Raw genomic sequence first — 20675 nt, forward strand, 5'->3', positions numbered from 1 at the left:
CTGATGTCGCTTCCGGAGGGTATAGCTACCCCGGCTGTCCGAGGTATGCGACTTGGTGCGAGCGGAGGGGCGGTGTCGTCCGTAGTGACATCAGGGTGCCCGAAGCGAAGCGAGGGCGGGTTCCCTGTAGGAACGAGGAAGAGCACCGCCCCTCACAGATTCCGCCACCTCATCGTTCCTAGGTCCCAAACGTGTAATCAGACGGTGCTAGTCCTCGTGTGCAACCTTCACGGTCACGCCGTTGAACGTTACGGTATCGCCGGGGTGCAGCTGCTTGCCGCGTGCTTCCTCAATGTCGCCGTTGACCTTGACCAGGCCGTGCTGAATGACCTCGCGTGCCTGCGCGCCGTCCTCTACGAGGTTGGCGAGCTTGAGGAACTGGCCGAGGCGGATCATGTCGTCGCGAATAAAAATTTCTTCCATGCTTCCTAGTTTATCCCGCCGGGTGCATCCTGGTGTCCGGCAAAAATGGGGGAGTGGTGGGCCGGGTAGGCATACCCAGGGGTGGGGTGGTGATGGTACCCTAGTGTCTTGCATCAAAAAGTGTGCATATTGCGCCGATGAGCGCGAATACGGGCGCCCCGTTCTGGGTTGCGTCCCTTATGAACCCGAACTCACGCACGTCACAGCCGGTGGCGGGGCAGAAGGAGTAACTATGGCTGAAAAGTCCACCCTCGATAACGTTATTGCGCTCGCGAAGCGCCGCGGCTTTGTTTTCCAGGCCGGTGAAATTTACGGCGGTTCCCGCTCCGCATGGGACTACGGCCCCCTCGGTGCAGAGCTGAAGGAAAACATCCGTCAGCAGTGGTGGCAGCGTTTCGTCCGCTCTCGTGCGGACATGGTTGGCCTGGATTCCTCCGTTATTCTGCCTCGTGCGGTGTGGGAGGCTTCCGGTCACGTGGCGACCTTCACCGACCCGCTGGTTGAGTGCCTGTCGTGTCACAAGCGTCTGCGTCAGGATCACCTGCTGGAGAACTTTGAGGCGAAGAAGGGCCGCGCGGCTGAGGGCATGGAAGAGATTGCTTGCCCGAACTGTGGTACTCGCGGTGAGTGGACTGAGCCGCAGAACTTCTCCGGTCTGATGAAGACTTACCTGGGCCCGGTTGATAATGAGGAGGGTCTGCACTTCCTGCGCCCGGAGACCGCTCAGGGTATTTTCGTGAACTTCAACAATGTGGTCACTGCTTCTCGTAAGCGCCCGCCGTTCGGTATTGGCCAGATTGGTAAGTCGTTCCGTAACGAGATCACTCCCGGTAACTTTATTTTCCGTACTCGTGAGTTCGAGCAGATGGAAATTGAGTACTTTGTGCACCCGGATGACGCTGATAAGTACTTCAATGAGTGGGTTGAGGACTGCTGGAACTGGTTCGTTGACCTGGGTATTAACCCGGATAACATGCGCCGCTTCGACGTTCCTAAGGAGGAGCGTGCACACTACTCGGCTGGCACTATTGACGTTGAGTACCGCTTCGGCTTCCAGGGTTCCGAGTGGGGCGAGCTGATGGGCGTTGCGAACCGTACCGACTACGACCTGGGCGTGCACAACGAGCACTCCAACGCGAAGCTTGAGTACTTCGACCAGGCTACCGGCGAGCGTTACGTGCCGTACGTGATTGAGCCGTCCTTTGGTCTGACCCGCTCCATGATGGCGTTCCTTGTTGACGCATACGTTGAGGATGAGGCACCGAACACTAAGGGTGGCGTGGATAAGCGCGTCGTGCTGAAGCTTGATCCGCGCCTGGCACCGGTGAAGGCCGCTGTTCTGCCGCTGTCGAAGAAGGCTGAACTGTCTGAGCCGGCAACTAAGCTGGCGAATGAGCTGCGTGGCCTGTGGAACGTGGATTACGACGAGGCGGGCGCTATTGGTCGCCGTTACCGCCGCCAGGATGAGATCGGTACCCCGTTCTGCATCACCGTGGACTTTGACACTCTTGAGGATCAGGCTGTGACCATCCGCGAGCGTGACACCATGAACCAGGAGCGTGTGGCTCTGGATCAGGTGAAGTCTTACCTGGCTGCACGCCTGGCAGGCTAAAAATAATTTATAACATGGTCGGCGGGTAGCTTCTTAGAGCGAAAGAGGCTACCCGCCGTCGTGTATTTGGGCTACCCTGGTTAGACTGATTGGCACGATTGAAGCGAGCGAAGGAAAGGTGCACGGATATGGCTGAACGCCTCAGCGAAAAATTTGAGATTCGCCCCTGGCAGGAGGGTGATGACCTTGCCCTGCTTGAGATTTGGAACTCTGCCCGCAATGAGGTTGAGGAGCGCCAGCGTGGCCTTTTCGGCCCGGATACGGATGCGCCGTTCAGCCGTACTCTGGTGGTGACTATTTCTGGTGTGCCGGTGGCTGCGGGTACTGTGGTTGCTTCGCTGCTGCATCCGACGCGTCTATGGTCCTATGTGGAGGTCGCGGCTGACCACCGCCGTCAGGGTATTGGTACTGCCCTGCTGGATGCGTTGCGTGAGATTGCGGCGGCGCACGGCCAGACGACTGCTCTGCGCGTGAAGTTGGCGCCGTTTAGTGACGGTGAGGAGTTTGCGCAGGCGGCTGGTATGAAGCTGATTCAGCGTTCCCGTATGGTGCGTGTGGAGCCGGGTGCGATTCCTCCGGTGTCTTTGCGTGAGGACGCTGACGGTAACGAGACTCAGGCGATTGAGGATTTGGCGACCGGTTCGGTTGAGCTGACCGCCGCGCTGTGGGATTTCTACCGCCGCGCCCACGAGTGGGATGTTCCCGCCGAGGTGGGTTTGGGCACCGTGAACCGCTATTTCCTCTCGGATGAGGTGCGTGCCTTTGGTGCCGTGGTGCTTCGTGACCATATTCGTGAGGCTGCTGCTGAGGGTAAGAAGGGCCCGATTGTTGCGTTTGCGGTGAGCTACCACCCCTTCGAGACTGACCCGGAGGCGGCGCTGGTGGATGAGAAGACCGCCACGGAACTGCTGCTGGGCTACGACTTCGATAATGAGGGCGCTGTGGAGGCGATTATGCAGGTGCTGTCCCTGCTGAGCGCTAAGTACCCGGTGCTGGTTGAGGTTGACGACGCCATGGAGGCGCTGGTTCAGGTGACCGACGTGCTGCTGCGCGCCGGTACTGCCTCGGTGGAGGGCGACCCGACCTATATTTACGTGACCGAGTAGATTCTTTAGTAGGTTCGTAGGTTGCCAAGTAGATTCTCGGTATCGAGCCTGCTGGCTGACTCTTGCTGAAGGGGCGGGGAAGTGGAATGCTCCTCCGCCCCTCTCGCGTACCTGCGCCTCCCCACGGTTGCTGAGCTTGCACTGCGCTCCTGTACCCCCTCAGCTGAGTCCGGTTCTCGATTTGCCCCCGTATGCCACAATATAGGGGTGAATTCTGAAGCACCCCGTCTTACCCTTCCGCCCCTGAAACTGGGCAATCTGACCGTTGATACTCCCGTGGTTCTCGCCCCGATGGCTGGCGTGACCAATAAGGCTTTCCGCCGCCTCTGCAGTGAATATGGCGGCGGCCTGTACGTTACCGAAATGGTGACTGCGCGCGCCCTCGTGGAGCGTAAGCCCGAGTCCATGCGCATTATTGAGCATGACCCGGACGAGAAGATCCGCTCCATCCAGATTTACGGTGTGGACGCGGTCAACGTCGGTAAGGCTGTGCGCATGGTCGTTGAAGAGGACCGTGCCGACCACATTGACTTGAACTTTGGCTGCCCGGCTCCTAAGGTGACTCGCCGCGGTGGCGGTGCCGCCCTGCCCTGGAAGACTGACCTGTTCACTGCGATTGTGCAGACCGCGGTGAAGGAGGCATCCCGCAACGATATTCCGCTGACCATTAAGATGCGTAAGGGCATCGACGATGACCACATTACGTTCTTGGAATCTGCCAAGATTGCCCGTGATGCCGGTGTCGCGGCGATTGCTCTGCACGGTCGTACTGCAGCTCAGCATTATTCGGGTAAGGCGGACTGGGATTCGATTGCGCAGCTGCGTGAGCTGATTCCGGATGTGCCGATCCTGGGTAATGGCGATATTTTCTCCGCCGAGGATGCGGTGCGCATGGTCGAGCAGACCGGCGTGGACGGCGTGGTGATTGGTCGCGGTTGCCAGGGTCGCCCGTGGCTGTTTGGTGACCTGCAGAATGCGTTTGAGGGTTCGTCTGAGCGTATCCGCCCGACCCTGACTGAGGTGTCGGACATGATTTACCGCCACGCAGAACTGCTGGTGGAAACCTTCGGTGATGAGACCCGAGGCCTGCGCGAGATCCGCAAGCACGTGGCGTGGTACTTCAAGGGTTACCCGGTTGGCGGTGAGCTGCGAGCGAAGATGGCTCAGGTGCCCGACCTGGCGACGTTCCGTGAGCTGATTGCTCAGCTGGACCACTCGATTGGTTACCCGGGTGCCGCTGTGGAGGGTTCGCGCGGTCGCGCCGGCAGCCCCAAGCAGCCGCACCTGCCCGATGGCTGGCTGGATTCGCGCATCCTGGGGGATGCTGAGCGTCTGGGCCTGGCGGAGGCTGAGCTGGATATTTCCGGCGGCTAAACACCTGTGTGCCGCGGCGTGCTGTATGCGCGTCGCGGCGCATCCTTTTTACGAGCCTGTTTGTGCGTTATTTTCCGCGCCTATAACGCCTGCAGACGCTACCTGTTGACCCCCACCGTAGAATTGAGTTTATGGCTGGATTAATCCGCAAAGAAGACATTGACGAAGTCCGCGCCCGTACCGATATCCGCGAAATCATTGAAGGCTATGTGAGCCTCAAAAGCGCCGGTATAGGCACCTTCAAGGGGCTGTGCCCGTTCCACGACGAGCGCACGCCCTCCTTCAATGTGCGCCCGCAGGTCGGCTCGTACCACTGCTTCGGTTGCGGTGAATCCGGTGACGTGTACTCCTTCGTCATGGCGATGGAACACACCAGCTTCGTTGAGACGGTGGAGCGTCTAGCCGCCCGTATTGGTTACACTCTGCACTATGAGGGCGGTAAGCCCGGCGACCGCTACGAGGCGGGTATGCGCCGCCGCCTGCTCGACGCGCACAAGATTGCCGCCGAGTTCTTTGAACGTAACCTCTACAGCGCTGATGCTCAGGAGGCGCAGCGCTTCCTCGGCGCCCGCGGTTTCGATCCCGCCGCAACCCGCAAGTTCGGTGTCGGCTACGCCCCGCGCGGCTGGGACCACCTGCTCAAGCACCTTCGCTCCCAGGGTTTCACTGATGAGGAGCTGAAGGCGACCGGCATGTTCTCGGAGGGCAACCGCGGCCTGTACGACCGCTTCCGCGGCCGCATCATCTGGCCAATCCGCACCATCGCCGGTGAAACCATCGGTTTCGGTGCCCGCCGTCTCTTCGACGACGATCAGGGCCCCAAATACCTGAACACCCCCGAGACGCAGCTGTACAAGAAATCCCAGGTGCTTTACGGCATTGACCTGGCAAAACGCGATATGACCAAGACCAAGCAGGTCGTCATCGTGGAAGGCTACACGGACGTCATGGCGGCACACCTCGCCGGCATCACCACCGCCGTTGCCACCTGCGGCACCGCGTTCGGTCCCGGCCACATCAAGATGGTGCGCCGCATGATTACCGATGACGGTTCCGGCGGCGAAATCATCTTCACCTTCGACGGTGACGCCGCAGGCCAGAAAGCCGCCATGGCTGCATTCCAGGAGGACCAGCGCTTCGTCGCGCAGACCTTCGTGGCGGTTGCCGAGAACGGCATGGACCCCTGCGACCTGCGCCTGCACAAGGGTGACGCCGCCGTGCGCTCGCTGATTGCTTCGCGCCGCCCGCTGTTCGAGTTCGCGATTGATTCGACCCTCGCCAAGTACGATTTGGCGACCCTTGAGGGCCGTGTGCTGGCGATGCGCGCTATCGCCCCGATTATTGCCGGCATTAAGGACCGCGACCTGCGCCCCGCCTACATGCGTAAGGTATCCGGTCAGCTTGGTCTGGAGCTCGACGAGATTCAGCGTGCCGTGGCGTACGCGCAGAATCACCCGAAGCTTTCTCGCTCCCAGCAGGCGGAGGCTACCGCCGCCGCGCCGCGTTACGAGCGTCTGAACGAGGGGCCGCAGGGAGTGTCGGGCACGCCGGGCTATGCGGGCGCTCAGGGTTACGTGGGCGCGCCGGGTTACGCGGGTGCTCAGGGCGCAGTTCATGCTGACGCGCCCTACGACCCCGCCTACGACGCACCGCCACCAGAAGACCACGCCGCACCCAGTGCCTACGCCGGTCAGAACGCTGCCGCGCACCCGCCGAGCAGCATTCAGCCCGCCGCACCCCAGCCGGAGGTGACCGCCCCCGCCGTCGAGGAATTCCTCACCCCCGACCCGCGCGACCCGGTTGCCCGCCTCGAAAAGGCGGCGCTCGAGATTGCCCTGCAGCACCCCGAGCTCATCAGTGTGGAACAGTGGCGTAACCTCGCCACCGTGCAGTTCCGCTACCGCACCCACCGTGAGGTGGCCGCCGGCATTATTCACGCGGCAACCGTCATGGCGCCCACCCCCGGCATCGAATGGATTAACTGCGTGCGCTCCGGCGCTGTGGAGGGCGTACATCCCGCCATCGCGGAGCTCGCCGTCTCACCGCTACCGGTCAGTAGCGCCGAGCGTCTGCCCGGTTTCGTCACCGGTGCGCTCAATGCTCTGTTTGAGCAGCAGATTGCCCGCCAAAAATCTGACCTGATGATGCGCCTGGAACAGCTCAGCGCCAACCCCGACGACGAAGAATTCGAAGCGGTACAGCGTCAGCTCCTCGAATTGGAGATGCGCCGCCGACAGCTCGCCGCACAGCGCGGCTAGGTGCGGTTCCTTGTGAGAGCCCCGGCTGTCTGCTCAACGTTTTACGTTCCGCAGACAGCCGGGGGGGGGAGTAGCGCGGGTTAACCGGAGCCCAAGCTCCCAATCTAAAGAGTGATACACTTCACGCTATTTCGAGTTGCGGAGCCCAAACAGCCCCGGTATAGTTATTACTCGTTGCAAGGGAAACCAAACAACAAAAACAAAATAATCCCCCGTAGCTCAATTGGCAGAGCATTCGACTGTTAATCGAAGGGTTACTGGTTCGAGTCCAGTCGGGGGAGCAGATATAGCAAGAACCCCGGAACGAAGTTCCGGGGTTCTTGCTATATACGTTACTCTGGCTCGAACCAGTAACCACTCCACCCTTCGTGAGCGCTGGGGCGCTCCCTCCAGGCCCTCGGGCTTACGCCCTCGGCGGGGTTAACGGTTTTTACTTCCTCGCGCGCTCGGAAAATCTTCGCCTCGCTAGTTCGAGTCCAGTCGGAACGTTCTCTCCAAGTCATGAATCAGTAACCACTCCGCCATACGCAGGCGCTGGGGCGCTCCCTCCAGGTCCTCGGGCTTACGCCCTCGGCGGGGTTAACGGTTTTTACTTCCTCGCGCGCTCGGAAAATCTTCGCCTCGCTAGTTCGAGTCCAGTCGGAGCCTTCCCCTCCACCCTCGCAAACCAGTTTATGAAGCCCACCCCTCAAGAAAAGTTCACCCCGTCCACACGCGCCGCACCCGCCTCCCAGACACAGCGGGGGAGCGGCGCATCGGCATCCTCTTACGCCTACTCCAGAGCAAATCTACAGGCGCAACCAAACCCAGAAAGCTACGCCTGCAGCTCAATGCAGCCTCCAGAAAGTCGAAAATACCTGAAGAGATAGCGCAAACCCCCACCCAAACGGTCACGCGGAGGTATCATAAGGGGCTAAACTATAGGAGGTGGAGTGCGAAAAAGAAGCCTCCAAAAACACGTCACGGAGAGGTGGTCATGACCACTACTACTAATCCCAAGGCACCTAAGCGTTTCTTTGCTGGCATCAGCGGGATTAAGTCCGGCGTCGCGAACATCATCGACGCTGGCAAAACCTTCAAGACCCTCGGACCCAGCCAGGTCAAGGACGAAATCCAGATTGCAAAGCACGAGCTGAAGACCAAGGGCATCGCCGTTGGTAAGGGTGCGGCCTTCTTCGGCGTCGCAGCAGTCTTCGGTCTGTTCCTGATCATTGCGCTGGTCGCCGCAGCAATCCTCGGCCTCGGCACCGTCATGCCCTACTGGGCATCCGCGCTGGTCTTCGCCCTCGTCTTCCTCATCGTCCTGGCAATCTGCGCCCTGGTCGGTCTGAAGAAGGTCAAGGCACAGTTGCCGTTCAAGCCCGAATCCGCAATCTTCGGTCTGCTCTTCGACCTCGGCGTACTCAAGGAAGGTACCGCCATGTCCGCTGAGCGCCTGAAGAAGGAACAGGCAGAGCGTGCAGAGCAGAAGGCTAAGGAAGCTGAAGAAGCAGCAGAACGCGCACGTCAGGAAGCTGAAGAGCGCAAGGCACGCGGTGAGGAAGAGCCCAAGCCGCCGACCTTCGAAGAGCTCAAGCAGCGCACCGCAGAGCGTCGCCAGCACCTGGCAGCCCTGCGCGACGACCTGCAGTCCTACACTGGCGACGTTCAGTCCAACACCCAGCAGGCTCTGGATGCACTCAAGGCAGTGCCCTCCGAGGTTGCCGCAGGTGCAGCAGCTACCGGCCGCGGCCTGGCAGAGAACGTGCGCAAGCCCGAGGTTCTGCAGGCACGCTGGAAGTCCTTCGCAGCACTGGGCGCATCCATTGCAACCGTCCTGCACTTCCTGAACCGCCTGGTACGCCGCTAAACCCGGTACACCATAAACCCAGTCGCCGCTAAAGCCGGCGCATAGGTTTAACGCCAAGCGTCCAAACGCCCCGATACTTGTATCGGGGCGTTTGTGCGTCTACAGGCAGGTTGCTGGCTTCTGTTTCAACGGGAGGTTTAGAGGTAACTCCCAGCCAAAGCCGCCCGCCATAAGTCGGAGAAGGACGCAGCTCACAGGTAGAATAGACAAGTGCTGTACGTACTGGACCCACCCGGTGCACGCGGCAGACAGAGGTAGAAGCGGCGCACCGTCGCACCCGAAACCCCAAAGTCACCGACACACTACACCCCGATGAGGAGCCCCGTCATGGAACAGGCAAAGACGATTCTGATTGGCGCAGAAACCTACCCGCCGGACATCAACGGTGCAGCACAATTCGGTCACCGCCTCGCCACCTCCATGCTCAAGCGAGGTCACTCCGTGCACGTGGTCGCCGCCAGCCCCATCCCCGGCCCCAGCTACCGCACCGAAGTAGAGAGTGGCATCGTGGAGCACCGCCTGCGCTCGCACCTGCCTCCGACCCACGAGACGAACCGCATCTGCGTGCCCTGGGAGATCTGGTCCGAGGTTGGTGCAATCCTTGACGAGGTCCGCCCGGACGTGGTGCACGTGCAGTGCCACTACATTATTGGCCGAGCCCTGATTTTCCAGGCGAAGCGCCGCGGTATCCGCGTTATCGCAACCAACCACTTCATGCCGGCAAACCTTGATCCGTTCCTGCCCTTCCCCGATCCCGTGAAGCGTGTGATTGAGAAGGTCACCTGGAAGGACATGCGTTTCTGCTTCTCCAAGACTGCGGTCGTTACCACCCCCACCCAGATCGGTGCGGATGCGATGCGCGACCTGGGTCATTTTGACCGCCCCGTCATGCCGGTTTCTAACGGTATTGAAATCAGCGACTACGAGCTGCCTGAGGGAGCAGACGCCGGCAAGGTTCCCGGTGAGCTGCGTATTGCCTTCGTGGGTCGCCTTGCCGAAGAGAAGAACGTGGACGTGCTCATCGAGGCGCTCTCCCTGCTGCCCGATACCCTCGAGCACGTGGTGCTGGATATCGCCGGTGGCGGTGAGCTGCGTGAAGCACTCGAACAGAAGGCACACGATTGCGGTGTGTCCGACCGCGTGATTTTCCGTGGCTTCGTTCCGGATGAGCATCTGCCCGAGGTATACCAGATGGCTGACGTGTTCTGCCAGCCCGGTACAGCCGAGCTGCAGTCCCTGGTCTCTCTGGAGGCGATGAGCGCCTCCACCCCCGTGGTGCTCGCGAACGCGCTGGCTCTGCCGCACCTGGTGGAGGATGGCGTGAACGGCTACCTCTTCGAACCCAATAATGCTCAGGATTTGGCGAAGAAGCTGGAGGCGGTGCTCTCCCTGCCCGCCGCTGAGCGTGAGCAGATGGGCCGCGAGTCCCGCCGTATTGTGGGCTTCCACAGTGCTGAGAACACCTGGCGCACCTTCGAGGAGCTGTACGTGAGCGACGCTCCGTACCAGCGTTACCTGGATTCGCGCCGCTAAGCTTCTCTAGATTCTGAGCGGTGAGTAGAAGTAGAGCGTTTTTCGTTCTCAGCCGCCGTTCAGGTACTCTAGAGGATGGTGCTGGCGCCCATTGCGCGCCGTCACTGCACCGGATGGGGAGTTAGCTCAGCCGGTTAGAGCAGGGGACTCATAATCCCTTGGTCGCGGGTTCGAGCCCCGCACTCCCTACGGCCCCGCCCGCCGACTTCACCCACTTGTCGGCGGGCGGGGCTTTTTCGCGCCCTCTTTTTCGTGCTCTTTTGTCATGCTCTCGGAGGCGCGTATTTTCGTTCATGGAATGTATCAACGGTGATGAAAATGAGTAAATGACGAACGAAGACGCACCATAGCGTTCAATACGGTAGGGTTGAAGAGTCTTGTCACGAAAGACAGTGTGATGCCGCCGGTAGATGCCGATTCAGCCGGTAGGTGTTGCATCCACACACCATACGAGAGGATCTCAATGTCGGAGAACACTCCCAACAACCCGTCGCAGGGTGCAGCCGGCGGCTACGGCTACGACGCCGGCGCACACCCCGCGCAGGATGCTTCGCTTCCGGGTCAGGCTGCTCAGCCGGGTAATGCAGCTCAGGTTGCTCAGCCGAGCCAGCCTGTGCAGTCGAGCCAGCAGGGTAATGTTGCTCAGTCTGCCGCACCGGTAGTACCGCAACAGCCCGTTCAGCCTCAGCAGGCGCCTCAGCCCGCTCAGGTAAACGCTAATGCACAGCCGAATACTGAGGCAGCCTCCGCGCAGCCTGGTCAGCCTGCCGCCGCACCCCAGCCGGGTGCCGCTCAGCCCGGTGTTGCGCCTCAGCCTGGGGCCGCGCAGCCCGGTCAGCCCGGCCAGGCAACCTATGCGCCGAGCGCACCGCATCCGGCGGTGAAGGCACTGGGTGCTACCTGGAACGCGTTCCTGGACGTTTTCTCCAGCAACCCGGCAACCGCGCACGCCCGCATCTCTTCCGCAGGTGCGTGGGGTTGGATTGTTCCCACGACTCTGCAGGCGCTGGTGGGTGCGTTCTTCTTCAGCCAGCTGGTAATCCTGGCAGCCACTGTCGCGATGTCCATGATGGGCTATATGTACGGTCGAGGCGGTGCCTACGGTGGCGCCTACGCCTCGCAGGCCGTGCCGACCGGACGCATGATTCTGGCGTACGTGCTAATGGCTCTTGCAATCTTTGGTGTGCAGGTTCTGCGCGGTGTGCAGCTGCAGCTGACCGCGCGTATCGGCAAGGCTCCGGCGTCTTTCACCGCGAGTATGCACGCGGTGTCGGTGTCTTCTTTGGCGCTGATTCCTTCGTTCCTGGTGCTGAACCTGCTCGTGTTCTTCATGACCCTCAGCCGTAGCGGTGACGGTGCGTCCTTCCTGACCATGCTCATGGTTCTGGTGCTTGCTTTCGCCGTGTTCTCGGGGGAGGCTCTGACCTACCTTGGTCTGAATCGTCTGGGTCGCTTCGCGAAGTCCCCGATTATCATGCATGCGGCGCTGAGCACCGCGTGGGTTCTGGCATCCATGATTGTTTACTACGTGGCTATTCGCCTGATGGGAGCCTAGTATGCACGCGATGACTCACGCCCCGAGCGCGCCGACTCGTCAGCGCTGGATGTTCCTGGCGGTTCTGTTGACCATTGCCGCCCTGGTTCTGAGCGCCTGCAGCGCAAAGATTGAGACTCAGCTGGGCCTTGAGAGCGCTGAGAAGGGTACCCGCACCATTCTGGTTTCCTTCAACATGAAGGATAACCAGGACAAGGTTAAGGGTGGAACCCAGGCGCTGGATGCGTCCGTACGTAAGCACCTGCCCGAGGGCCTGGAATACGAAGGTATTCAGTCTGAGGGTGACAAGGCTCGTGCGACTTTCAAGGTATCCTTCTCCTCCGTGGACGAGTACCACTCCAAGGTGACCTCTCTGCTGAAGGCTTCGGGCTCCGACATCAAGCCGCAGATTAGCATCGTCAACTCTGACCAGGGTCTGGTGCAGGGTATTCAGGTGAAGGAAAACTTCAGCTCGGGCGATCTGCTGGGCTGGCTTCCTGAAGCTCTGGTAGTGGACGGTGTTGTGTCTGCTTCCAATAAGAACAGCGTTCTCAGCAGCAGCGATGAAACCACTGTGAAGTTTGGCGAGAAGGAAGTGAAGAACTCCGGTGGTTCTAAGATTTCCGCAAAGGATGTTCAGGACCGCGGTTTCCGTAACGTCATTCTTGACGTAAAGGAGAAGGACGGCGGTTACTCCGTGATGGTTTCCTTCGTCGCGAAGGAAATCATGAACACCGAGACCGCTTCTGCGGTCGACGCCTACCTGAACCAGGTCAAGCCTGAGGGCTCCGAGCTGAAGAAGGGCCTGGAGTCCTCGCAGGCGAAGGCATACGCTCCTTCCGCATCGACCGCCAGTGCGAAGGAAGAAGTGGGTCGTACCCTGACCTTTAGCGCTTCTTCGATTGAGGACCTGGGCAGTGGTCTCAAGAAGCTGTTTGGCGCAAGCAGCACCGATTTCTCCGCCAGCCGTGAGGTAGTGGCGAAGGATAATAACTTCACCGTTCAGAAGAAGATTTCGGGTCTGCTGGACTGCTCCCTGCTGTGCTCCCCGAACGGTGATGGCCTGACCCTGACCATCGTGGACAGCAACGATAAGTCCTACATTGTGGACCCTGAGGGGCGCGCTAGCTCCTCCCGTTCTGGTGGTAGCAGTACTCTCATTGCGGTTGACCGTGTTTCTTCACGTCAGATTGAGATGAAGAGCATGAAGGTGGCTACCTCCCTGGGCCTGGACGGTTCCATGGAAGCACGTTTCCTCTACGCATTCCCGACCGCAGATGTTGCGGGTGCTGAGCAGAAGCTCAAGGACGTTTTCGCAGGCGGCGGCAATGACGAGACCGAGGTCCGCCAGGATGGTGACGCCACCATCGTGAGCGTAAAGGTTCGCGGTAAGGACCAGAACGAGTTCAACCAGCGCCTGAACGAATACCTGCCCGATTCGAAGGTGACCGTTACCCGCCCCGGTGGCTACCACCCCTTCGGCTCCGACTACATTGTGACCCCTGAGATTAAGCTCTCTTCGAAGCTGGGTAGCTACTACTCGGCTCCCTTCGAGTTCACCTTCAAGGCGCCGACCTTCTCCTCGCTGGAGCAGCAGAAGGTAGATGCCGCGAACAGCATCGCGAAGAGCTCTCAGCACGTGCAGCTGACCGTGAATGGTGGCGAGCTGAGCGTCAAGACTGACCACGGCGTCAGCACCACCTCCGGTCTGACTGTTCCGGTGTCCGGTCTGAGTATGACTGACGTAATCGTGGATGCGGTTATTGTGGGTCTGCTACTGCTCATCCTGGTTCTGCTCTTCCTGTTCCGCAAGAAAATCGCGGCGGCTCGCGCAAAGGGTCGTGAGCGTCGTGCCGCTTCAGTTGCGGCACTGGGCGCGGCGGCGGGTGTTGCGACCGGTTACGGCGCAACCCAGGCTGACGCACAGAACGGCTACCAGGCACAGGGCGGCTACGCTACTCAGAATGGCTATGCCGCTCAGCCCGGTTACCAGGCACAGGGGGGCTACCCGGCGCAGAACACCGCCTACGCTACGGGGGATGATTCGCCGACTCAGGTGTTCACCCCGCAGCACGGCGTGAACTACGGCGAGAACGAGCCGACCAAGGCAATGCCCGCGTATATCCCTCCGACTGAGCAGCCGGTTCAGCCCACTCAGCCGGTTCAGCCCGGTCAGACTGCTCAGCAGCCTGTACAGCCGAACCAGTTCGGTGCTGATGACGGTGACGTCCTCCAGTAAGTAGCTATCTCTAGCACCTACGCTAGTGGGCACAACTTAGGCTGGCTCCTGTGGCCCGTTGCCTCCTTCCCCGGAGGTGACGGGCCACAGCTGTATCTGGTTCGGCTCATGCTCGGCGCAAGTACCCGTGCCTAATATCCAGTACCCGCGCCTAATATCCGCCCGGTACGGGAAGCAAAATGCTCGGCTCCTTCGACCCCAGCAGGCTCATGGGGTTGACGTACTCGGCGGTCTTGCCGCTGCCGTCCCCGCGGGCGCCTCCCTGTCGTACGCCCCAGTACAGGCAGGGGATGGAGCATCGCAGGTAGGGGCGCTCGCTGTTGCCGTTCGCCGTTCCTGCGACGGTGCCGATGACATCACCGGTTGCAACGGTGGTGCCGACCGGTAGTGCTTCGTCCATGGGTTCGAAGGTGCTGCGCCGCCCATCCGGATGCGCAATGACCAACACTTTGCGGTTGACGACCGTGCCGCTGAACACCACTTTTCCCGGTGCCGGTGCGTAGACGCGCCGGTTGTTCTCGGGTACGGCAAGGTCTACGCCGCGGTGCCCTGCGCTCCAGCGTTGGGCGGGATTCTCAAAGGGGCGGATCACCCGCGGCCTGGATTCGGCGGTGGGGGAGCGGTAGCGTAGTCGGTTTGCGGTGAGCTCAACGGTGTGGGGAAGGTGCGCGCTGCTGGGAGCTTGCGCACTTGAGGCGGCACCTTCAGTAAAACCTGCCCCGCCTGTAAAACTGAGCCAACCCGAATAACCCTGACTGCCCGAATAGCGTTGCCCACCCGTATAGACCTGCCCGCCCGCGCTCACAAGTGCACCCAGCAGGCAGCACGCCGTCAGCATCGCGCGCCGTAGCGTTGTCGCTAATGTCATCATGTTCTGCTTCATCTTCTGAGCACATCACGAATTGCCCCGCCCCGCGGCACCTCACGAAAAATTGTGGATAACCCCGCTGTTTTCGCCTTAAAATCCTTTATCCACAGTGCCCCTGCACACACCCGCCGCGCCTGTGCAGGTTTTAACCCTAATCCGGCGGATTAATCGCGGAATATACGGTACAATGTCGTATTGCAGTGTGCCTGCGCGGGTATTCTCCCTCTGTGAGGGGGCCGCACAGCATCACTGACGACGCGCGGCGTGAGCGGCATCCTCAAACGGGGAGCCGATAAGGGACCTTCGGTCCACCCACACGGGGTGGTTAGGGCCTGAGCTGAACGGGTAACCGTGAACGCTAACCGCCGCCAGGAAAAACTGATAACTACTATGCGCGCGTTGGGCTAGCCCGAATGGGAGGTCTGCGCGGCACCCAAAAGGAGACGACATGCCCGTCGTAACTATGCGTGAAATGCTGGACTCCGGCGTTCACTTCGGTCACCAGACCCGCCGTTGGAACCCCAAGATGAAGCGTTTCATCCTGACCGAGCGCAACGGCATCTACATCATCGACCTGCAGCAGTCCCTCGCCTTCATCGACAAGGCATACGAGGCTGTTAAGTCGACCGTCGCACACGGTGGCAACATCCTGTTCGTGGGTACCAAGAAGCAGGCTCAGGAAGTTATCGCTGAGCAGGCAACCCGCGTGAACATGCCCTACGTGAACCACCGCTGGCTCGGTGGTATGCTGACCAACTTCAGCACCATCTCCAAGAGCATCGAGCGCATGAAGGAACTCGAGCAGATTGACTTCGACGATGTAGCAGGTTCTCGCTACACCAAGAAGGAACTGCTCCTCATGCGTCGCGAGTTCGAGAAGCTCGAGAAGACCCTCGGCGGTATCCGCAACCTGTCCAAGGTTCCCTCCCTCCTGTGGGTTGTTGACACCAAGAAGGAGCACCTGGCAGTTAACGAGGCTCAGAAGCTGGGCATCCCCGTTGTTGCTATCCTCGACACCAACTGCGACCCCGACGAGGTTGCTTTCCCGATCCCCGGTAACGACGACGCTATCCGCTCCGTCAACCTGCTCACCCGCGTGATTGCTGACGCAGTGGCAGCCGGCCTGATCGAGCGCAACGCTAAGAAGAACGGCAAGGCTGAAGCAGCTGAGGAGCCCATGGCAGCTTGGGAGCGCGAGCTCCTGGAGCAGCACGAGGCTGCACAGGCTGAAGAGGCTGCTAAGTAAGCTTTCTTAGCCCACTAAGCTTTATGCTTTGTGGCCCCCGCCCGTGGGGACCACGTTCGGACGGCGCCCGCCCTGACCTGGGCGCGGCGCCGTCCGCCATTTGTACCACCGGGATGTCATCCCGATTTATTACAGCAACACAAGGAGTTCACAATGGCGAACTACACCGCAGCAGACATCAAGGCACTGCGCGAGAAGACCGGCGCAGGTATGCTCGACGTCAAGAAGGCTCTGGACGAGGCTAACGGCGACCAGCAGAAGGCTGCTGAGATCATCCGCGTTAAGGGTCTGAAGGGCATCACCAAGCGCGAGGGTCGCGCAACCGCTGAGGGCCTGGTAGCTGCACGCGTTGAGAACGGCGTTGGCTACATGATCGAGGTCAACTCTGAGACCGACTTCGTGGCAAAGTCCGACCCCTTCATCGCTTTCGGCCAGAACGTGCTCGAGGCTGCTATTGCTGCTAACGCTTCCACCCTGGAAGAGCTGCAGGCTGCATCCTACGAGGGCAAGACCGTTGAGGAGCTGACCACCGACGCTGGTGCACTGCTCGGCGAGAAGATCGTTGTCCGCCGCGTTGCACGCGTTGAGGGCGAGAACGTTGCAGTTTACCTGCACAAGACCTCCAAGGACCTGCCGGCACAGGTTGGCGTTCTGCTGGCTGTCTCCGGTGAGAACACCGACGAGATCGCACACGACGTTGCAGTTCACATTGCTGCAATGAGCCCCAAGTACCTGGATTCCGAGTCCATCCCCGCAGACCAGATCGAGACCGAGAAGCGCGTTGCTCGCGAGACCGCAATCGCTGAGGGCAAGCCCGAGAAGATTCTGGACAAGATCGTTGAGGGTCGCCTGAAGGGCTTCTTCAAGGAGAACACCCTGCTGGATCAGGACTTCGCAAAGGACTCCAAGAAGTCTGTCGCACAGGTTCTGTCCGAGGCTGGCGCAACCGCTACCGCATTCGCACGTTTCCGCGTGGGCGCATAAGGACTCGCTGCAGTTCTGCCCTTCCGTATTGCGGGTTCCCGGTAAGGGAAATCGTATGAGGTTGGGATTATAGCCTGAAGCCGGGTAGTCACCACTGGTGGCTACCCGGCTTTGCTGTATCCTTGATAAGGACTAGGCGGCAGGAGTCCGCCCCGATCACCTATAACAACCCCTAGGTAAGCCACTGGAGGAACCATGACTGAAGCGAATCCCCGCCCGATGCACCGTGACGAGACCGGCCGCCGCCGCGTTTTGCTCAAGCTTTCCGGTGAGGTTTTTGGTGGCGGTGAAGTTGGTATTTCGACCGAGGTCGTGCGCAGCATCGCTAAGCAGATCGCCGCAACCGTTGGCGAAGTTGAGACCTCCATTGTGATTGGTGGCGGTAACTTCTTCCGCGGCGCTGAACTCTCTCAGGCGGGTATGGACCGCTCCCGTGCAGACTACATGGGTATGCTCGGCACCGTGATGAACTCCCTGGCTCTGCAGGACTTCCTGGAGCAGGAGGGTATTGACACCCGCGTTCAGTCGGCTATCACCATGCCGCAGGTTGCTGAGACTTACATTCCTCGCCGCGCAATCCGCCACATGCAGAAGGACCGCGTCGTGATTTTCGGTGCTGGTGCGGGTCTGCCTTACTTCTCCACCGACACTGTGGCTGCGCAGCGTGCCCTGGAAATCCACGCGGACGAGGTGCTGGTCGCTAAGAACGGCGTGGATGGCATCTACACTGCTGACCCGAACAAGGACCCCAACGCTGAGCGCCTGTACAACCTCACCTACGATGAGGCTATGCAGCGTAACATCCGCGTGCTGGATCAGACCGCGTTCTCCCTGTGCCGCGACAACAACGTGACCATGCGCGTGTTCGGCATGCAGGGCGAGGGCAACGTGACCCGCGCAATTCTGGGCGAGAAGATGGGTACCCTCGTTACTCGCTAACACCTAAATTTTTAGGTTGGGGCATGCCTGATGCCCCCTCTGATTGTGACCGTGCTCGATAGCGCGGACTTATTCTGGACGGTACCGCGCGGGTGAGCGCTAAAACTCGCTTATGCCCGCCGGTACCGTCTAGACTTATATCAAATACGACGTTCTGCCTCTTTCCCGCCGACTTTGTGTTATTCCTAAGGTTTTTGCCTCGGATGCGCCGTGGAGCCGGTAGGGAATCATGAGGGCTGAGCGAACGCCCACCGACAATTCTGGCACCCCAGAATTCCGACAAAGGAGATCCTTTCGTGATCGAAGAAATCCTTGCCGAAGCCGGCGAGAAGATGGAAAAGACCATCGAAGCAACCAAGACTGAGTTCGCTAAGGTCCGTACCGGTCGTGTGAACCCCGCAATCTTCAGCGGCCTGACCGCAGAGTACTACGGTGCACCGACCCCGCTGCAGCAGCTGGTGTCCTTCAACGTTGAGGACGCACGTACCGTCAAGATTGTTCCCTTCGACGTGACCGCACTGGCAGCTATCGAGAAGGCTCTGCGCGACTCCGACCTGGGTGTTAACCCCAGCAACGACGGTGCAGCTATCCGCGTGGTCATGCCCGAAATGACCGCTGAGCGCCGTAAGGAATACACCAAGCTCGTCAACCACAAGGCTGAAGAGTCCCGTGTCTCCATCCGTAACGTCCGCCGCCACGCTAAGACCGCTATCGACAAGCTCGTCAAGGACAGCGAAATCGGTGAAGACGAAGGCGCACGCGCTGAGAAGGAACTGGACGCACTGACCAAGAAGCACATCGACCAGGTCGACGCACTGTACAAGCACAAGGAAGCTGAACTGCTCGAGGTCTAAACCCCAAATGAGTGCACGCAAAGAAGCGAAAGAAGAGAGAGGCGCACAGCCGGCTCCACAGCAGAGCCCGCAGACGGCGGTAACCCCCGTGAAGTCGCGTAGCGCCAAAGCAGGCCGTAACCTGCCCGCCGCCATTGGCGTGGGTGTTGGTTTCGGCGTGCTGTTGGTGCTCGGTCTGATCTACCAGCCGATTTTTGTGGCGATTGCAGCTGCTGCGGCTGGCCTGGGCGCCTGGGAGATTGGGCACGTGCTCAACACCCGCCGCGGCTACGGCATCCCGGAGTATCTGCTCGGTGGCCTGTCCGGCGCGATTGTGGCGGTGTCTTACCTGTTCGGTTTTACCGGTCTGGGCATCGCCCTGGCGGTGAGCCTGCTGGTGCTGCTGCTCTCTTCTGCTCTCGTGCGTGCTGACCGTCAGGTCTCACTGGGTAAGTCTTTGAGCGGTAGCGCCCTCGCCCTGCTGTGGGTGCCGCTGATGCTGGGCATCGCCATGGTCTACTTCCAGACCGACCACGGCGAGCGCGGCGTCCTCATGATTCTGCTGATGGCTATCTGCAATGACACGTTCGGCTTTATTGCCGGCGTGAATTGGGGTAAGCACCCGATGGCGCCGAAGATCTCCCCGAAGAAGAGCTGGGAGGGCCTGGCTGGCTCCTTCGTCGGCTCGGCGGTGGTTGGTGCTATCGCCCTGGCGGTCATGGGTTCGCCCTGGTATTGGGCTATTCCGCTGGCTGCGGTCATGGTGGTCGCTTCGACTGCCGGCGACTTGGTGGAGTCCGTGTTCAAGCGCCGTATGGGTGTGAAGGACATGTCGAATATTCTGCCCGGTCACGGCGGCATGATGGATCGCCTGGACTCGATTCTTTTCGCTGCGGCGGCTGGTTGCCTGATTTTCCGGTTTATTATGCCGCTCTAAAGCTTCAAGCTTTATTGCTCGGAGGCGGGGCGTTTCTTCCCACAGGTGGGGGAGGGGCGTCCCGCCTTTGCTGTATCCGGCTTTGCTGTACCCGCTGAATAGGGGCGCAGAAGTCAGGAAAGCAAGGGACTATATCTAAGACACCGCCCGCCAACCTTGCGTCAGGTAGCCTGCGCATTGGTATTCTTAAAGTTCAATCGTCGAGAGGAGCCCACCTTGGCAAGCACCACCCGCGGAGGCGGATTTGCCCGTGCAGCAGAAACCGAACCCGGCTACAAGCGTAGTGAAGTAGACCGCCTGTTCACCCGCCTCGCCGAGGACTACGAGAAGCTCAGCGGAGCCTCCGAACTGCCCGAAGACCTCTACACCTCCCGACGAATCCGCCAGGTCGTCTTCCGTGAAGAACCCGGCGGCTACCAGCTGGACGTGGTCGACCGCGCCCTCGAAAAGATTGAGGAACGCTTCGCCAAGCTCGAACGCAGCCGCTACATTGAGGCGTACGGCCTGGACAACTGGGAACGCTCCCTCGTCGAAACCGGCGAGCTGCTCGCCGGCCGCCTGGAACGCCCCGCCGGTGAGCGTTTCCGCCGCCCCAGCAAGCGCCGCCACATGGGCTACTTCGTCGGCGACGTGGACGCCATCTGCGACCGCGTGTACGCCCAGCTCAACAGCGAGGAGCCGCTGGACCCCTCCGTGGTGCGCCACGCAAAGTTCCGTCCCGCCTCGGGCACCGTCAGCTACGAGGAATCCCAGGTGGACGCTTTCCTGGACCGCTGCATTGAGCTGCTGCAGGATCTGCTCTAAAACGTGAAGTGTTGAATCCCCCGCCCCGTATGACAGGGTGGGGGATTCTTCTGCGCTGGGGTCTTCTAAGCTGGGGCTCATCTATGCTGGGGTTCATCTATTCTGGGGTTCGTCTACGCTGGGCCTTCTAACATGA

At 60.4% G+C, this 20675-nt stretch carries 16 protein-coding genes and 2 tRNA genes; 16 read left to right on the forward strand and 2 right to left on the reverse strand.

What is annotated here, in order from left to right; all coding sequences use genetic code 11:
• Nucleotides 1-207 precede the first annotated feature (207 nt).
• Nucleotides 208-423: an RNA-binding S4 domain-containing protein gene (locus HMPREF2836_RS00990; RefSeq protein ID WP_005508828.1), complete on the reverse strand. Its 216-nt coding sequence runs from the start codon at nucleotides 421-423 to the stop codon at nucleotides 208-210.
• Nucleotides 424-655: 232 nt separating this feature from the next.
• Between HMPREF2836_RS00990 and HMPREF2836_RS00995 the strand changes: the two genes are divergently transcribed.
• The 10 genes from HMPREF2836_RS00995 (at nucleotide 656) to HMPREF2836_RS01040 (ending at nucleotide 13928) form a co-directional block, all read left to right on the forward strand.
• A complete protein-coding gene (locus HMPREF2836_RS00995) occupies nucleotides 656-2035 on the forward strand; it encodes a glycine--tRNA ligase (RefSeq protein ID WP_005507052.1) in 1380 nt (459 codons plus the stop codon).
• 128 nt (nucleotides 2036-2163) lie between these two features.
• Entirely contained in the window at nucleotides 2164-3141 is a 978-nt protein-coding gene (locus HMPREF2836_RS01000; RefSeq protein ID WP_070616818.1) for a GNAT family N-acetyltransferase, read from the forward strand.
• A gap of 207 nt (nucleotides 3142-3348) precedes the next feature.
• Entirely contained in the window at nucleotides 3349-4515 is a 1167-nt protein-coding gene (gene dusB, locus HMPREF2836_RS01005) for a tRNA dihydrouridine synthase DusB (RefSeq protein WP_049355088.1), read from the forward strand.
• Nucleotides 4516-4646: 131 nt separating this feature from the next.
• Nucleotides 4647-6773, forward strand: coding sequence for a DNA primase (dnaG, locus tag HMPREF2836_RS01010; RefSeq protein WP_070616820.1), 2127 nt, complete (start codon nucleotides 4647-4649; stop codon nucleotides 6771-6773).
• 208 nt (nucleotides 6774-6981) lie between these two features.
• A tRNA-Asn gene (locus HMPREF2836_RS01015) sits at nucleotides 6982-7054 on the forward strand.
• A 695-nt stretch (nucleotides 7055-7749) separates the two neighbouring features.
• Nucleotides 7750-8622 (forward strand): phage holin family protein, encoded by an 873-nt coding sequence (locus HMPREF2836_RS01020; protein ID WP_070616823.1) that lies wholly within the window; start codon nucleotides 7750-7752, stop codon nucleotides 8620-8622.
• A 327-nt stretch (nucleotides 8623-8949) separates the two neighbouring features.
• Complete coding sequence (locus tag HMPREF2836_RS01025; RefSeq protein ID WP_070616824.1) at nucleotides 8950-10155, forward strand: glycosyltransferase; 1206 nt, start codon at nucleotides 8950-8952, stop codon at nucleotides 10153-10155.
• A 115-nt stretch (nucleotides 10156-10270) separates the two neighbouring features.
• A tRNA-Ile gene (locus tag HMPREF2836_RS01030) sits at nucleotides 10271-10344 on the forward strand.
• A gap of 274 nt (nucleotides 10345-10618) precedes the next feature.
• Nucleotides 10619-11710, forward strand: a complete 1092-nt coding sequence (locus tag HMPREF2836_RS01035) for a hypothetical protein (protein ID WP_070616826.1) — start codon at nucleotides 10619-10621, stop codon at nucleotides 11708-11710.
• A gap of 1 nt (nucleotide 11711) precedes the next feature.
• Nucleotides 11712-13928 carry a flagellar motor protein gene (locus HMPREF2836_RS01040; RefSeq protein WP_070616828.1) on the forward strand — a complete coding sequence of 739 codons (2217 nt, stop codon included), beginning with the start codon at nucleotides 11712-11714 and terminating at the stop codon, nucleotides 13926-13928.
• A 151-nt stretch (nucleotides 13929-14079) separates the two neighbouring features.
• Here the strand turns inward: HMPREF2836_RS01040 and HMPREF2836_RS01045 are convergent, their stop codons facing one another.
• Nucleotides 14080-14520, reverse strand: coding sequence for a M23 family metallopeptidase (locus HMPREF2836_RS01045; RefSeq protein ID WP_070616885.1), 441 nt, complete (start codon nucleotides 14518-14520; stop codon nucleotides 14080-14082).
• Nucleotides 14521-15244: 724 nt separating this feature from the next.
• Between HMPREF2836_RS01045 and rpsB the strand changes: the two genes are divergently transcribed.
• The 6 genes from rpsB to HMPREF2836_RS01075 all read left to right on the forward strand — a co-directional run bounded on the left by rpsB (nucleotide 15245) and on the right by HMPREF2836_RS01075 (nucleotide 20539).
• Nucleotides 15245-16042: a 30S ribosomal protein S2 gene (gene rpsB / locus HMPREF2836_RS01050; protein ID WP_005508818.1), complete on the forward strand. Its 798-nt coding sequence runs from the start codon at nucleotides 15245-15247 to the stop codon at nucleotides 16040-16042.
• Nucleotides 16043-16195: 153 nt separating this feature from the next.
• Nucleotides 16196-17026: a translation elongation factor Ts gene (tsf, locus tag HMPREF2836_RS01055; RefSeq protein WP_005508816.1), complete on the forward strand. Its 831-nt coding sequence runs from the start codon at nucleotides 16196-16198 to the stop codon at nucleotides 17024-17026.
• Between the two features lie 195 nt (nucleotides 17027-17221).
• The gene (gene pyrH, locus HMPREF2836_RS01060) at nucleotides 17222-17965 is read left to right on the forward strand and encodes a UMP kinase (protein WP_005507067.1); all 744 of its coding nucleotides are present in this window, start codon (nucleotides 17222-17224) and stop codon (nucleotides 17963-17965) included.
• A 296-nt stretch (nucleotides 17966-18261) separates the two neighbouring features.
• Nucleotides 18262-18819, forward strand: a complete 558-nt coding sequence (gene frr / locus HMPREF2836_RS01065; protein WP_005507069.1) for a ribosome recycling factor — start codon at nucleotides 18262-18264, stop codon at nucleotides 18817-18819.
• 7 nt (nucleotides 18820-18826) lie between these two features.
• Nucleotides 18827-19735, forward strand: coding sequence for a phosphatidate cytidylyltransferase (locus HMPREF2836_RS01070; protein WP_005507071.1), 909 nt, complete (start codon nucleotides 18827-18829; stop codon nucleotides 19733-19735).
• Between the two features lie 216 nt (nucleotides 19736-19951).
• Complete coding sequence (locus HMPREF2836_RS01075; RefSeq protein WP_049341682.1) at nucleotides 19952-20539, forward strand: cell division protein DivIVA; 588 nt, start codon at nucleotides 19952-19954, stop codon at nucleotides 20537-20539.
• Nucleotides 20540-20675: the final 136 nt, after the last annotated feature.

The organism is Rothia sp. HMSC065C12 (assembly GCF_001812085.1).
In the GTDB taxonomy this organism is placed as follows: domain Bacteria; phylum Actinomycetota; class Actinomycetes; order Actinomycetales; family Micrococcaceae; genus Rothia; species Rothia mucilaginosa.

Bases quoted from the DNA above. Each gene is read 5' to 3' on its own strand.
- HMPREF2836_RS00990 (WP_005508828.1), bottom strand. From the start codon at position 423: ATGGAAGAAATTTTTATTCGCGACGACATGATCCGCCTCGGCCAGTTC.
- HMPREF2836_RS00995 (WP_005507052.1), top strand. From the start codon at position 656: ATGGCTGAAAAGTCCACCCTCGATAACGTTATTGCGCTCGCGAAGCGC.
- HMPREF2836_RS01000 (WP_070616818.1), top strand. From the start codon at position 2,164: ATGGCTGAACGCCTCAGCGAAAAATTTGAGATTCGCCCCTGGCAGGAG.
- dnaG (WP_070616820.1), top strand. From the start codon at position 4,647: ATGGCTGGATTAATCCGCAAAGAAGACATTGACGAAGTCCGCGCCCGT.
- HMPREF2836_RS01020 (WP_070616823.1), top strand. From the start codon at position 7,750: ATGACCACTACTACTAATCCCAAGGCACCTAAGCGTTTCTTTGCTGGC.
- HMPREF2836_RS01025 (WP_070616824.1), top strand. From the start codon at position 8,950: ATGGAACAGGCAAAGACGATTCTGATTGGCGCAGAAACCTACCCGCCG.
- HMPREF2836_RS01035 (WP_070616826.1), top strand. From the start codon at position 10,619: ATGTCGGAGAACACTCCCAACAACCCGTCGCAGGGTGCAGCCGGCGGC.
- HMPREF2836_RS01040 (WP_070616828.1), top strand. From the start codon at position 11,712: ATGCACGCGATGACTCACGCCCCGAGCGCGCCGACTCGTCAGCGCTGG.
- rpsB (WP_005508818.1), top strand. From the start codon at position 15,245: ATGCCCGTCGTAACTATGCGTGAAATGCTGGACTCCGGCGTTCACTTC.
- tsf (WP_005508816.1), top strand. From the start codon at position 16,196: ATGGCGAACTACACCGCAGCAGACATCAAGGCACTGCGCGAGAAGACC.
- pyrH (WP_005507067.1), top strand. From the start codon at position 17,222: ATGACTGAAGCGAATCCCCGCCCGATGCACCGTGACGAGACCGGCCGC.
- HMPREF2836_RS01070 (WP_005507071.1), top strand. From the start codon at position 18,827: ATGAGTGCACGCAAAGAAGCGAAAGAAGAGAGAGGCGCACAGCCGGCT.